This window comes from Geodermatophilus tzadiensis (assembly GCF_003002915.1).
Taxonomy (GTDB): domain Bacteria; phylum Actinomycetota; class Actinomycetes; order Mycobacteriales; family Geodermatophilaceae; genus Geodermatophilus; species Geodermatophilus tzadiensis.
Genome location: NZ_PVTG01000004.1, coordinates 314,762 through 328,311 on the forward strand (window position 1 = coordinate 314,762; position 13,550 = coordinate 328,311).

The 13,550-nt window shown below is 74.8% G+C and carries 10 protein-coding genes; 4 read left to right on the forward strand and 6 right to left on the reverse strand.

Going from position 1 to position 13,550, the window contains the following annotated elements; genetic code table 11:
* The first annotated feature begins 13 nt into the window (after nucleotides 1-13).
* On the forward strand, nucleotides 14-1,051 hold the full coding sequence (locus LY71_RS08340; RefSeq protein WP_106276530.1) for an alcohol dehydrogenase catalytic domain-containing protein: 1,038 nt from the start codon (nucleotides 14-16) through the stop codon (nucleotides 1,049-1,051).
* 133 nt (nucleotides 1,052-1,184) lie between these two features.
* Here LY71_RS08340 and LY71_RS23390 read toward each other — a convergent pair whose 3' ends face one another.
* Nucleotides 1,185-1,358, reverse strand: coding sequence for a hypothetical protein (locus LY71_RS23390; protein ID WP_170121272.1), 174 nt, complete (start codon nucleotides 1,356-1,358; stop codon nucleotides 1,185-1,187).
* Entirely contained in the window at nucleotides 1,355-2,644 is a 1,290-nt protein-coding gene (locus LY71_RS08345) for a glycerophosphodiester phosphodiesterase (RefSeq protein ID WP_106276478.1), read from the reverse strand. Before LY71_RS08345 ends, LY71_RS23390 begins: the two co-directional genes overlap by 4 nt.
* 536 nt (nucleotides 2,645-3,180) lie before the next feature.
* Here LY71_RS08345 and LY71_RS24015 point away from each other — a divergent pair.
* Complete coding sequence (locus LY71_RS24015) at nucleotides 3,181-4,602, forward strand: protein kinase family protein (protein WP_146146082.1); 1,422 nt, start codon at nucleotides 3,181-3,183, stop codon at nucleotides 4,600-4,602.
* Nucleotides 4,603-4,818: 216 nt separating this feature from the next.
* Here LY71_RS24015 and LY71_RS08355 read toward each other — a convergent pair whose 3' ends face one another.
* From LY71_RS08355 to LY71_RS08365, 3 genes are all read right to left on the reverse strand, one after another.
* Nucleotides 4,819-5,811, reverse strand: a complete 993-nt coding sequence (locus LY71_RS08355) for an endonuclease/exonuclease/phosphatase family protein (RefSeq protein WP_170121273.1) — start codon at nucleotides 5,809-5,811, stop codon at nucleotides 4,819-4,821.
* Nucleotides 5,812-6,101: 290 nt separating this feature from the next.
* Nucleotides 6,102-6,416, reverse strand: a complete 315-nt coding sequence (locus LY71_RS08360) for a hypothetical protein (RefSeq protein WP_106276481.1) — start codon at nucleotides 6,414-6,416, stop codon at nucleotides 6,102-6,104.
* Nucleotides 6,417-7,094: 678 nt separating this feature from the next.
* Nucleotides 7,095-7,934 (reverse strand): response regulator, encoded by an 840-nt coding sequence (locus tag LY71_RS08365; RefSeq protein WP_211297204.1) that lies wholly within the window; start codon nucleotides 7,932-7,934, stop codon nucleotides 7,095-7,097.
* Between the two features lie 624 nt (nucleotides 7,935-8,558).
* On the opposite strand from LY71_RS08365, the gene LY71_RS08370 reads away from it, so the two are divergent.
* Together LY71_RS08370 and LY71_RS08375 are read left to right on the forward strand one after the other, a co-directional pair.
* A complete protein-coding gene (locus LY71_RS08370) occupies nucleotides 8,559-11,093 on the forward strand; it encodes an excinuclease ABC subunit UvrA (RefSeq protein WP_170121274.1) in 2,535 nt (844 codons plus the stop codon).
* 815 nt (nucleotides 11,094-11,908) lie between these two features.
* Nucleotides 11,909-12,409, forward strand: coding sequence for a phosphohydrolase (locus LY71_RS08375; protein WP_106276483.1), 501 nt, complete (start codon nucleotides 11,909-11,911; stop codon nucleotides 12,407-12,409).
* A gap of 328 nt (nucleotides 12,410-12,737) precedes the next feature.
* On the opposite strand, the gene LY71_RS08380 is transcribed toward LY71_RS08375, so the two are convergent.
* Nucleotides 12,738-13,160 (reverse strand): RidA family protein, encoded by a 423-nt coding sequence (locus LY71_RS08380; protein ID WP_245887764.1) that lies wholly within the window; start codon nucleotides 13,158-13,160, stop codon nucleotides 12,738-12,740.
* Between the last annotated feature and the right edge of the window lie 390 nt (nucleotides 13,161-13,550).

The window sequence follows — 13,550 nt, forward strand, 5'->3', positions numbered from 1 at the left end:
GCAGCATGTGGCGGTGCGCGCGGTGGTCGTCGACTCGGTCCGAGCCCTGCCCCGGGTCCGGGAGGTGGCCGAGCCCACGGCTCCGTCCGGCGGGGTGGTGCTGCGGGTGACGGCCACCGGCGTGTGCCGCAGCGACTGGCACGCCTGGGCGGGGCACGACGAGGTCGTGTTCCCGCACGTGCCGGGCCACGAGCTCGCCGGGGTGGTGGTCGAGGTCGGTGCCGGCGTCGCCCGCTGGCGCCCCGGTGACCGGGTGACCGTCCCGTTCGTCTGCGGCTGCGGGCGCTGCGAGTGGTGCCGGGCCGGGGAGGCCCAGGTCTGTCCGGACCAGCAGCAGCCCGGCTTCACCCACTGGGGGTCCTTCGCCGAGTACGTCGCCCTGCACGCGGCCGATCCCAACCTGGTGCGCATCCCCGACGGGGTCGACGCCACCGCCGCGGCCGCGCTGGGGTGCCGGTTCGCCACGGCCTACCGCGCCCTGGTCGGCCGCGCGCGGGTCGGCGAGGGGGAGTGGGTCACCGTGGTGGGGACGGGCGGTGTGGGGCTGAGCGCGGTCGCCGTCGCCCGCTCGCTGGGGGCGCGGGTGGTGGCGGTGGACCGCAACCCCGAGGCCCTCGCCGTGGCCGCCGCACTGGGCGCGGAGCACACGGTGCACGCCGACGGCCGCGCCGTCCCGGCGGCCGTCGTGGACCTGACCGGTGGGGGCAGCCACGTCGCCGTCGACGCGGTGGGCAGCGAGCAGACCTGCGCCGACGCGATCCTGAGCCTGCGCCGGCGGGGGCGGCACGTGCAGGTCGGGCTGCTGCCGCCGGTCGCCGGTCATCCGCGGGTCCCGATGGCGCGGGTGATCGGCTGGGAGCTGGACCTGCTGGGCAGCCACGGGATGGCCGCGGCCGACTACCCGGCGATGATGGCGCTCGTCGAGCAGGGCACGCTGCAGCCGCAGCGGCTGGTCGAACGCACCATCGGCCTGGAGGAGGCGGCCGCCCTGCTGCCGGTGTTCGACCGGACGACGGTCGCCGGGATGACCGTCGTCGACCCCGCCCGCTGACGCGGGCCGGGAGCCCGGGGACGACGACCCGGGGGCCTGACACCCCGCAGCGCCGTGCCGGGGGGGGGGGGGGGGGGGGGGGGGGGGAGGACCCGGGTGTCGACCGGTGCCGCGGAGCCCACTCCCCGGTGCATCAGCCGGTCCGGTCCGCCTCGGCGGAGGCGACGGCTTCCTCGCGACTGGCGAACGGCCCTGCGGTGCGGCCGTCGGCCCGGCAGGTCCACCGGTAGCCACCCCGGGTCTGCTCGACGAGGTAGCCGTCCGGGTCGGCGGGGCCGTGGCCCGGGCGCTCGTGCGGGTCGGTCACGTGAACACCACCTCCTTGAAGCGCACACCGGCGAAGGCGCTGCCGAGGTGCACGACGGGCACGGGTCGGTAGGTGGCGTCCGCCACCGTCAGGGTTCCGGTCGGGGCGTCCGTGCGGGAGAAGGCGAGTCCCGACCCGGTGACGGTGATCCGCAGCCGGACGTAGGTGCCCGGCGTCGGCGCGGGGCCCTCCGTGGAGGACGCCAGGGTGGTGGCGACACCCTCGACGACCCGATGGACGCCCAGGGAGCCGTCTCCGCGCAGGAGGAAGAGGTAGCCGTCGGCGCCGGGTGACGAGCCGGACGACGGTCGGTACGGGTGGTCGTCGGTGCTCAGGAAGACCGACCCCCAGCACCTCCGGCTGTCCGCGCACGACGGGTCCACCCGCACGCGGAGGTGCAGCGTGAACGCCTCCGGATCCGGTGGTGCGAGGAAACCCATGAGCGTGGACGCGACGGTGTCGGAGACGTCGAGGCCCCAGGAGGAGTCGTCCGGGTGGAACCGGCCGCGGCTGGTGTCCGGCAGCATGCCGGGCAGCCAGACCTGACGGGCGAACAGGTCCGAGGCGCGCCGGCCCGCGTCCCCCGCGACGTAGACGGGATCGTCGGAGAAGATGGCGTCCACGCCGTCGGCGACGAGGGCGTCCCGCTGGTGTCGGCGGTTCACCGTGTAGCAGGCCACCTCGATCCCCGCCGCGTGTGCCGCCGTGCAGACCGTCGGGGTGACGTGGCCCGCCTCCGGGCCGATCCAGCCGATGCCCTCGGCGGAGGCCCGGGCGACGTCGGTGCTGCCGAGCCAGATGACCCCCCACCCCCGTGACCGCGCCAGCCGGCAGTCGGCGAGGGTGAAGGACTGGAGCAGCACGGACGTCGGGCGGACACCGCGTCGCTCGAGCGCGTCGATCATCGGGCCCATCGCATCGACGCTCTTGGCCTCGGCGCAGAGGAGGACGCGGTTGCCGAACTCGACGAGCACCTCCTCGAACAGCGGAGGACGCAACCCGTCGGGCCAGCCTCCGCCGAGGGTGACCGAGGCGTCGATGTCGAGCTGCTTCCAGGACACCGACGTGTGGTCGGCGACGTTGCCGCTGGAGGTGGTCATGCGGTCCACGGTGCCGTCGTGCATGACGCCGAGACCGCCGTCGGCGAGCGTCGCCACGTCCTGCTCGATGACCGCCAGGCCCTGGCCCACCGCGACCCGGTAGCCCTCCATCGTGTGCTCGGGCACCTGCAGGGAGCCGCCGCGGTGGGCGATGACGAACGGCCGGCTCAGGTCGGCGAAGTCCACGGACGACCCTAAGGCCGCTCCCGCGTGCCGGGGTGGTCAGCGGACCTCCGAGCGGGAGGGACGTCCCAGGCGCCGGGGACGGATCGAGCCGGGCGACGACGCCTCGTCTCAAGGGTCCGGTCGCTCAGGGCGGTGCAGTACCGCAGACCCGGTCACGACGGACCCGCGTCTCCGTCCGGGCCGCTCCTGCCGGTGCGAGGTGCGGCGCGGGTACTTGTCGCCGCGGTACCGGGCCGACGACCCTTTGCAGCACCGGTGACGGGAGGGGGAGTGCATGACGGACACGGAGCCCGACGCCGGACGTGCGGCTCCGCTGCTCGCCGCACGGGCGGGCAGCCGGCGGCGACGGGCCACCCGGAGGACGGCGTCAGCGGGTGGCCACGCGTGTCCGGGGGGACGACCTCAGTCACCGAGGAGGCAGCGTGCCGTTGATCACTGACCGGTACGACGACGGACCGGCTGCCCTCCCCGAGGGTGGACCCGTGGTGGACCCGGCTCGCGACACCCGGACCGGGGAGCTCGTCAGCCTCCTGCGTGTGCCCGCACCGGTCGATGCCGGCGCAGCCGCGCGTGAGCTGGACCGCCTGCAGCGGTTCGCGCACGTCCACCACCCGCACCTGGCCGAGGTGCTGGCGGTCGACCTGCAGGCCGACACGCTGGTCGTCGTCTGCCGGTCGCTCGAGGGGGAGCTGCTCACCCTCCACCCGCAGCGCACCCCGCTGACCGTGCGGGCGGTGCAGCGGATGGCGACGGACGTGCTGGACGCCCTGAGGGCGCTGCACCAGGCGGGCGTCGTCCACGGCGCGGTGGGGGAACGCTCCCTGCTCCTGTCCCCGCGGGCCGGTGTCGAGGACCCCGGCGTCCTGCTGCTCCCGGTGCCCGCGTCGGCCGGCCCGGCGGACGAGCCGGCGCCCTGGGCGCCCGTCCCACCCCGGCCGCCGGCGGAGCCCGGCCCGGCGGACGACGTCGGTGCCGCGGCCGCCTTCTTCCGAGCGTTGCTCCACCGCGTGCCCAAGGTGGGCATGGAGGAGGCCGTGCTGTCCGCCAGCCTCGCCGGCTTCCTGGAGCGGGCGGCCGCCGGGGGCCGTCGCGACGGGGACCCCGAGGGCGCTGAGCGGGCACACGGCTCGCCGGGTGGTCACGGCGCCCGGGACGGCCACGGCGCGAGGGGTTCCCACCGCCGGGCCCGTGGCCGGCACGTGCCCGCCCCGGGACGGCTCACCCCGGGACCGGGCCTGGCCCCGACGGGCCCGTCGGGCGGTGCGGTCCGGTCCCCCCATCGGCACGCACGGCCGGACGCCGGCCGGCCGGTCAGGAGCGCCTCCCGGCGTCGGTGGCGTCTGGCGGGGCTCGCGGTCGCCGCTGTCACGGCCGCGGCCGTGACAGCCCTCCTGCTGCTCCCCGGGGGGGAGGACGGGAGGACGACGGCGGGCTCGGCCCCGACCGCAGCGACGTCCTCCTCCGTCGCACCGCGGTCGACGTCCGCCGCTCCGCAGTCGCCGTCTCCTCCGCCCGAGACGATCCCGGGGCTGATCGCCGACCTGACAGCGCGACCGGACGTGGCCGGACCGGCGGGACCGCTCCTGCTCGACGGACTCCAGGACCTGCAGTCGGCGGACCAGGCGGTGCGGCAACGGGCAGCGGTGCAGGTGCTCGACCTCCTGCTGAGCGGCCAGGGCCTCGACCCCCGGTACGCCGCCGCCACTCGGCTGGCGCTGTTCCGTGCGTTGGCCGGCCTCGCCCCGGCGCCGGCGGCCACGGGGCCGTCCTGCCTGGCACCGGCCGAGGGCCCGCCGTCCCTGCTCGAGCAGGGGTACGCACGACAGGTCCTCGAGCGGCTGGCGTCGTGGCAGGCAGAGGGGTTCCCGGCCGAGGAGTCGGCGCGCCTGCGCGAGATGGTGGGCCCCGTGGCGGTCGGAGAGGCACACCTCGTCCTCGTCCCGTGTCCGACCGGATGAGGAAGCCGGGTCGCGAGCGGGCGGTCGGTCACTCGTCGTCGGCGTCCGCGGAGCGGTCCGGCACCGGGCGCGGCTGTCCCCGTCCCGTCGAGTGGCGCGGCGGGAGACGCCTGGACGGGCGGCCGGCGGGCTGGCGCGCACCCTGCGGTGTGCCGGGGTGCGCGACCCGGACGTCGCGATCGCCGGGGATCGCGACGTCCGGCCCGCTGTCGGGAGTCACCGCAGGCGGATCTCGGCGACCAGTTGCGCGTGGTCGGAGACGATGCGGTCGCGACGGTCGTCGCTGAGCTGGCTGTCGACGAGGTGGTCGTTGAAGTACCGCAGCAGCTGCACCTCGCCGATGCGCTGCGGGTTGCGCTCGTAGAACTCCTGGCTCACCAGGACGTGGTCGAGGTTCTCGTAGTGCCCGTTGAAGATGTGCGTGTAGCTGACGTCCCGCCCGGTCCGGCGGGCGGTGAGCTCGTGGGCCGAGTAGAGCAGCCGATCCCAGTAGGCCCGGCGGACGTCGGGGTCGCCCGGCCAGAAGCGGGAGGGGGAGTCGCCGGTGATGACGTCGGTGGTGACGGCGCGGGCGGCGTCGTTGAGGTCGCCGAGGACGATGGTCGGCTGCGCGGTGCCGACGACCTCATCGAGCACCAGGAAGCGCAGGGCGGCCGCCTCGGCGGCGCGGCGGATGAGCGCCCGGGCCTTGCCGAGGGCCTCCTCGCGCGGGTCGTGCTCGGGGGCCTGCGGATCGCGGATGGGTCGCTTGGACTTCAGGTGGGCGACGAAGACCGTCGCGGTCGTGCCGGCCTGCGGGTCGAGGACCACGCGGGCACGCAGGACCGGGCGGCTGAACGTGCCGACCGGCAGGGCGATGCCGTCGACGGCGACGTCCAGCCCGGCCGGGAAGTCGGCAACGGTGGTGACCGGTCCGTCGAGGGGCAACCGGCTGGCCAGCCCGAGCCGCGGACCGCTGTCCCCGTCCGCGCCCGGCGCCACGACGGTGCCCTCGCCGAACTCCTCTGACCGGGCGCAGACGTCGCGCAGCGCGTCCTCGGAGAAGACCTCCTGGAAGCCGACGACGTCGGCGTCCATGCGGCCGAGCTGACCGGCGATCCACGCCGCCTTCTCCTCGTACTCGGCGGCGCTGTAGGGCTTCTCGTCGGGGTAGTAGGGCTCGCCGGGCCGGGCGAGGTTGAGGACGTTGAACGTGCCGACCTTGACCATGTGCAGGCCATCCCTTGACTGGGGGTGAGCCAGCATCGTCGGCCGACGGCGTCACCGGAACGTCACCGGGCGCGGCCCGCCGGACGGCGCTCCCGCCGCTGCGCCGCCGGTGCCGACCACTCCTCGGGGTGCCGAGCTCCGGGCTGTCGACGCCGCCGCCATCGCCTCCCGGCACCGTCCGTGCCGTCCGGCCGCGGCGGCTCCTCAGGAGCGAGGGCGAGCTGCGTTCTGCTCCTCCGGAGACGGTGCGGACGTGGGCCGTCGAGCCCCTTCCGGCTCCGGGACGCCGCTCAGCGAGGCCAGCGCACCTCGATCCGGGTGACCGAGACCTCGATCCACGAGCCGGTGGGACGCGTGACGAGCGCCTCCCGGACCGCCTGCTCCGCCACCTGGCGTGCCGCCTCGGCGGCCCGAGCGGTGACCGCCGCCGCCACGGCGAACGCCGAGGCGGTGATCAGCGGCCCGGCGGTCGTGCCGCGGAGCAGGACCGGGAGCAGGGACCGCACCGCGGCCGGCACCGTGCCCAGGGCCGTACGCCGCTGGGGCACCAGACTCCCGTCCGCCCGGTAGACCTCGCTCGGCTCGATCGGCTGCTGACCGTCCACGGCGCCACCCCTCTCGTCCCGTCCGATCCTCGCCCCCCACGTCGTGCCGGTCCAGTGGGCACGGGATCGGCCGACCCGGCGCCGGGACGAAGCGGCTCCCGAGGGCGGTGACCGTCCGGCCTCTCCGCCGGTGGGTTCGACCAGTCAGCGGGCGTGAGGTGTCCGGGAGACCCGGCCGGACTCGATGAGGCGGCAGAACCGATTGCTGATCGCGGACGTACCTGCCGAGCTCGACGTCGTCGGTGCGGTGCCCGGCGATGGGCCGGCGGACGAACCGCTCGCCGGCGTGCAGATGGTTCCCGCGCGGCTGGGTGTGAGCAGCGCGTCGGCGCCGGCATCGGGCGGGTCCACTGCATGACGTCCCGCCCGGTGGTGTCGCTCGCAGCACGCGGAGGTCCTGCGGGTCGGACCACGGCGTGATCAGTGCCGGCTGCGCCACGTCCTCGTCGGGTCGGTCGAGCCGGCACCGCTGGGTCGTCGAACGCCCATCGGGCTGGCTGCCGTCCTGCAACGGCTCGGCTCTGCGCGAGGACTGACGTGACCCCCGTGGGCCAGATCTGCAGTGGAGGGCGGCGGCGACGCAACCAGCTCACGACCAACGCCCCCCTCTCGACCCCCGACCACGACCGACGCCGGTCGCTCGCGTGAACGTGTGCTGACCTGGCCGTTCGTCACCGATCAGCCGCTGCCGACACCGTCGAGATCGACTGGCAGGTCCATGCTCGCCGTGCCCGCTGTCGATGTCCCTGAGCGGCTCGTTCGACGACCCCCGGTCGCGGCGCGGTGGGTGTCGGGCGGACCTGTCGGGCGCTGTCCGCTCGCCGGGGTGCGGGAGGGAGTCCTGTCGTCGCTGGACGGCGGGATCCCGTCGGCCCGGCGGCCGCGCAACTTCGTGACGAGGACGGCGACCTGGGTGCGGCGTTGCAGGCCCAGTTTGGGCAGCAGGTTGCTGACGTAGTTCTTCACCGTCTTCTCCGCCAGGCCGAGCCGGTCGCCGATCTGGCGGTTGGTGAGCCCGTCCCCGATCAGTTGCAGCACGGCGCGCTCCCGCTCGGTGAGGCCGGCCAGCGGATCCGGCCGCCCGCTGGCGTCGCCGGCGTCGAGCACCGCGGTGACCTCGGGCGCGAACACGGTGCCGCCCGCGGCCACCCGGCGCACGGCCGCCCGCAGCGCCGGGCCGCGCACGTGCTTGACCAGGTAGCCGGACACCCCCGCCCGCACGGCTGCTGCCACCGTCTGCGGGTCGGCGTACTGGCTGAGCACCAGGCAGCGCACCCCGGGCACGTCCGCGCGCAGCCGGGTGCAGGCCTCGGCCCCGGTGCCGTCGGGCAGCCGCATGCCGAGCACGGCCACGTCCGGCCGCACCGCCCGGCCGCGGACCAGCGCCTGGTCGACCGAGGCCGCCTCGGCGACGACCGTGATGCCCGGGTCGCCCGCGAGCACCTGGATCACGCCGCGGCGGACCACCTCCTGCTCGTCGAGCACGAGGACCCGTACGACGGCCGTCTCTGCCGGCACCGGAACCAGCTCCCCGGGGTCGAGGGGTGCGGCACGACGTCGTCGGCGGGCAGCCGGAGGGCGTTCGGCCGCGCGGGGGTTCGCGCCCCGCGTCGGCCACCCTAGAGCCGGCGCTCCCCGGGCGGGGGTCCGGGCCGACCGGCCGCTCGCGGTCTCCGACCGTCACCGGGTCGCCGGCGCAGCCGGGCCGGAGGGCACGTCACGGCCGGCAGCGCCTGGACGCCTACCTCGCCGAGTGGGTGCACACCCGACGTCTGGGTCCTTCCCCGCGGGCGTCGTACGTGGAGGACACCCGGCTGCACATCGACCCGTACCTCGGAGCGCATCGGTCCGCACGACCCACCGGCCCGGTGGTCGACACCTGGATGCGCAAGCCGGAGGCGACCGGCCGGGCGGACGGCGCAGGCGGACTCCCACCCCGGACGGTGCGCCACCTCCACCATCCTGCGGTCGGCTCCCAGCGACGGGTGAGGAGCCGGCGGGTGACCCCGCGCTGCCCGGCCGGCGACGCTGACTCGGGTGGGGTCCCGCTCGGTGCCCGCATCGACGGTCCGGGCAACGCCGGCGTGACCGGGTGTGTGCCCCGCGTACCCCTCCGGCCCGGGCACGGGTCAGGCTGGAGCCGTGATCGACGAACCGGGCCGCGCGTCCTCGCCGAGGGACCGGTTCGTCCGGGTGCGCGGCGCCCGCGAGCACAACCTGCGCAACGTCGACGTCCAGGTGCCGCGGGACGCCCTGGTCGTCTTCACCGGCGTCTCCGGATCCGGGAAGTCCTCGTTGGCCTTCGGCACGATCTACGCGGAGGCGCAGCGCCGGTACTTCGAGTCCGTGGCCCCGTACGCCCGGCGGCTCATCCACCAGGTCGGCGCACCCGTCGTCGACGAGATCACCGGGCTGCCGCCGGCGGTGGCGCTGCAGCAGAGCCGGGGCACCCCCAGCAGCCGGTCCACCGTCGGCACCGTGACGACACTGTCCAACTCGCTGCGGATGCTGTTCTCGCGCACCGGCACCCACCCGCCGGGGTCGTCCGGCCGGCTGGACTCCGACGCCTTCTCGCCCAACACCGCCGCCGGCGCCTGCCCCGAGTGCTCCGGTCTGGGCAGGGTGCACCTGGTGACCGAGGACAGCCTGGTCCCCGACGCATCGCTCAGCATCCGGGACGGCGCGATCGCCGCCTGGCCGGGCGCCTGGCACGGCAAGAACCTGCGCGACATCCTGGTCGAGCTCGGCCACGACATCGACCGGCCGTGGCGGGACCTGCCGCAAGCCGAGCGCGACTGGATCCTGTTCACCGACGAGCAGCCCGAGGTCACCGTGCGACCCGTCCGCGGGGTGGGTCAGGTCCAGCGGGACTACCAGGGCCGGTACACCGGCGCACGGGCCTACGTGCTGCACACCCTGGCCAACACCAAGAGCCCGACCATGCGGCAGCGGGTCCTGCGGTTCGTGCAGACCTCGATCTGCCCCGTCTGCTCGGGCAGCCGGCTGCGGCCCGAGTCCCTGGCCGTCACCGTCGGCGGCCGGAACATCGCCGAACTGGCCGCCCAGCCGCTGACCGCGCTCGTCGAGACGCTCCGCCAGGTACCGCAGGCGACCGACGTCGCGGCGCGGATCACGACGGACCTCCTCGGCCGGATCGAGGTGCTCACCGCGTTGGGCCTCGGTTACCTCAGCCTGGACCGGACGACCCCGACCCTGTCGCCGGGCGAGCTGCAACGGCTGCGGATCGCGACCCAGCTGCGGTCGGGGCTGTTCGGCGTGGTGTACGTCCTGGACGAGCCGTCCGCGGGGTTGCACCCGGCCGACGCCGAACCGCTGCTGAGGGTGCTGGACCAGCTGACCGCGGCCGGCAACTCGTTGTTCGTCATCGAGCACGACATGGCGCTGGCGCACCGCGCCGACTGGATCGTCGACGTCGGCCCGCTGGCAGGGGAGCGGGGCGGCCGCGTCCTCTACAGCGGGCCCGTCGCCGGCCTGTCCCACGTGGAGACATCGGTGACCCGGCGCTTCCTCTTCGACCGGGAGCCGCCGATCGGTCGGCCGCGGCGACAGCCCGCGGGGCAGCTGCGCCTGGGTGGCATCGACCGGCACAACCTGCGCGACGTCGTGGCGGGGTTCCCGCTCGGGGTCCTCACCGCGGTCACCGGCGTCTCGGGCTCGGGCAAGTCGACGCTGGTCAGCCAGGTGCTGGCCGATGTCGTCTCCCGGCGGCTCGGCTCACCCGCGACGGCCACGGACGGCCCCGACGACGCCGGTGACGACCCGACCGCCGACCCGGACGACGTCGTCCAGGACACCGCGGGGGTGACGGTGCAGGTCGAGGGGCCTGCGGCCGTCGACCGTCTCGTGCGTGTCGACCAGAAGGCCATCGGCCGGACCCCCCGGTCCAACCTGGCCACCTACACCGGGCTCTTCGACGCGGTGCGCAGGCTCTTCGCGGCCACCGACGAGGCCCGCAGGCGCGGCTACGGCGCCGGACGGTTCTCCTTCAACGTGGCCGAGGGGCGCTGCCCGACGTGCCAGGGCGAGGGCTTCGTGACCGTGGAGCTGCTCTTCCTCCCCGGGACGTACTCGCCCTGCCCGACCTGCCACGGTGCGCGGTACGACCCCGAGACGCTGGAGATCACGCACCGCGGCAAGAACATCGCCGAGGTGCTCGACCTGACCGTCGACGCGGCCACGGACTTCCTCGCCGACCTCGCGCCGGTGGCCAAGAGCCTGCGCGTGCTGCAGGAGGTCGGTCTGGGCTACCTGCGCCTCGGCCAACCGGCGACGGAGCTGTCCGGCGGCGAGGCGCAGCGGGTGAAGCTGGCCAGCGAGCTGCAACGGGCCCGACGGGGGCACACGCTGTACGTCCTCGACGAGCCGACCACCGGGCTGCACCCCGCTGACGTGGAACTGCTGGTGCGCCAGCTCCACCAGCTCGTCGACGCGGGCAACACCGTGGTGGTGGTGGAACACGACATGGACGTCGTCGCCGACGCCGACTGGGTCATCGACCTGGGTCCTGGAGCCGGTGACCAGGGCGGCAGGATCGTGGCCGCCGGCACGCCGGAACAGGTGGCCACCGCGCCGGGGAGCCAGACCGCCCGGTTCCTCGCCCCCCGGCTGGCGAGGGCGGAGCTCCCTCCGTCGTCCGGCCGCCCGGCAGTCCGGTGAGGCCGCCTCCGGCCTGACCCGGCCGGTCACGACCGCGTCCGCCGGCCGGTCGCCGCCGACACGGTCCGGCACGCCGCCCTGCGCGGGAGGTGGGCGGCCAACGACCGACCGGCCGATCCGCGGGCAAGTCCTCTGCTGAGCGGGCGAGGCACGCGTCGAGGACCTGCTGGGTTCCACCGGTGCAACCGCACGGGGCTGTGGCCGGTGGGCAGGCGTCCGCCCCACTGCTTGTCCCCGCGAGCGAGGGACTGGGCTGGGCGCTCGGACCGCGGAAGCCTGCTGGTGATCCCGCCGCAGCAACGCGTCGCTCGTGGCGCGCCCCCGGATAGGAACCCGACGGGCTCACCGTCACGCGATCCCCCGGCGCGGTCCTCGACGCGCTGGTGGAGGTGCGTGTGCGGACCTCCTGGTGGTGGCGCTCGACCGGTACACCGGCCTGGCGTTCCCGGCCCCGGCGTTGGTCGCGCTGGAGCCTGACCTGCTGCGGTGACTCGCCGCTCTGTGGAGCCTCCCGGCGTCGGCGGCAGGAGTGCTGGCGTCCGGTGCGTCGGTCGCGACCCTGTCCGCCCCCGTCACCGCGCGACCGCACGGCTGGGGAGGACCACCTGTCCGGCAGCCTGTACCTGACCCCGCAAGCGCACGAGGCGCCAGCGTGGGCGCGCTGGCGCTGCGACCCGGACCCTGCCGGGTCGCTGCCCTCCGGGCACGCAGTCGTGGCCGGCCTGCTGTGCCGCGGGCTGCGCCGTCTGCAGCGGTCGGCCCGGTCCTCCGGATCGCGGCTGATCCCGGACTGCTGCGCGACCTAGCCTTGACCCGTGCTGTTCACGGTGGCCTCGGCCCACCTCCTCGCCATGGAGGCGCACGCAGGCCAGGTCCAGCCGCAGGAGGGTGACTTCTACCTGCACTACCTCGTCCCGCTCGCCGAATTGGCCCGGCCGTACGGAGCGCTCGCCGAGATGGCTGCGGTCCTGCACCGCATCGTCGAGGACACCCGCGACCACCCCGACATCACCCGCCGCTACGACCTCGCGCGGCTGCGCGCCCTCGACGTGCCCGAGGAGGTCGTCCGAGCCGTCGACGCGGTCACCCAGCGTCCTGGCGAACGCTTCCTCGGCGGCGTCATCCAGCGCTCCGCCGCGGACCGGCTCGGCCGCTTGGTCGCACTGCTGAACAACAAGCGCTGCCTCGACGAGACGCTGGTCCTGGCCGGGACCGACCCGGACAAGGCCCGCAGCCTCCGCGAGGGCCGGTATCTCCCGGCACGGCGCATCCTGCTCAAAGCCGAGGTCGCGGACGCGCACCGCATCCTCGCCTGACGGCGCGCGCAGGCTCACCATCTACGAGCACGTGCACTCCGACACGGGCTGCCAGGCCGCCGACCGCTCCGCTGCCCTGCTCGAGGGCCGAGACCAGGAACAGGTATCGAACAGGCATCACGAGGGTCGGATGCAGGACCGCCCCGGGCTCCTGGCCTGCAGGAACACTGGGGCGATCCTGTGTCCGAGGGGCGACTCGCTACATACGCACACGACTCGTCGGGTGCCGGTGAGCCGTCATCGGTGTCCGAGGCGCGACGCGCTGCACGAACCCAAGAGTGAACCGGCCGTTTGACCGGCCACACGGCGCCTGCGGGTGGCGGCTCGGTCAACGATCGGCGAGGTGCAGTTCGGCGGCGACGATGACGGGGAGGTCCAGGGGAAGGGCGGCCGCGCCGATGGCCGTACGGGCGTGCTGCCCGATCGAGGGCCCGAAGACGTCCAGCACCACCTCTGAGAAGCTGTTGAGCACGGCGGTGGTCTTCGGGTAGCCCGCCTCGGCCTGGACGAAGCCCGTCACGGTGAGCCAGGCGTCGATGCGGTCGAGGTCCCCGACGGCTTGCTCGACACTGGCGATCACCGCGAGGGCCGCCAGTCGAGCCGACTGTTGGGCCTGCTCCAGCGACACAGCGTCCGGGACCCGGCCGAAGGGCCCGGCAGGAGCGCCGTCCGGCTGCTGCGCGCCGTGGCCGGAGACCAGGACCCGGTTGCCGAGCACCCGCACCCAGCTGAAGGACGTGGTGACCGGCATCGCCGGCGACGCTGGCAGGGGCAGGCCGAGGTCCCGGAGCCGGTCGTGCACACGCATCGCTGCATCCAACACCCGAAGATCCTCGGTAAGCAGGATCCCCGGAGCATGACACGTGCCTTGCCCACGAGGCCGACCCCAGGAACAGGAGAACCCCCGCCGACCGAGAGGCCCGGGGAGTCAACCCGGTGTCCGAGGGGCGACTCGCAACATACGCACACGCTTCCGACCCTGACGCGCTCACCGGCGGCCGGCGACGGTCGGGCGTCGAGTCGGAGGGGACCTATCGGGACCCCTCAGGCGCGTTATGTGGGTTGCTCGCAGCAACTGAGTGTTGACATGGGGGCGCCTCTGCGGAACGCACGTGGTTGTCGAAGACCATTCGCTCCGCAG

What these genes read in the sequence shown, in the direction of transcription:
- LY71_RS08380 (WP_245887764.1), bottom strand. Translation starts at nt 13,160, where the DNA reads ATGCCGGTCACCACGTCCTTCAGCTGGGTGCGGGTGCTCGGCAACCGG.
- LY71_RS08355 (WP_170121273.1), bottom strand. Translation starts at nt 5,811, where the DNA reads ATGGTCAAGGTCGGCACGTTCAACGTCCTCAACCTCGCCCGGCCCGGC.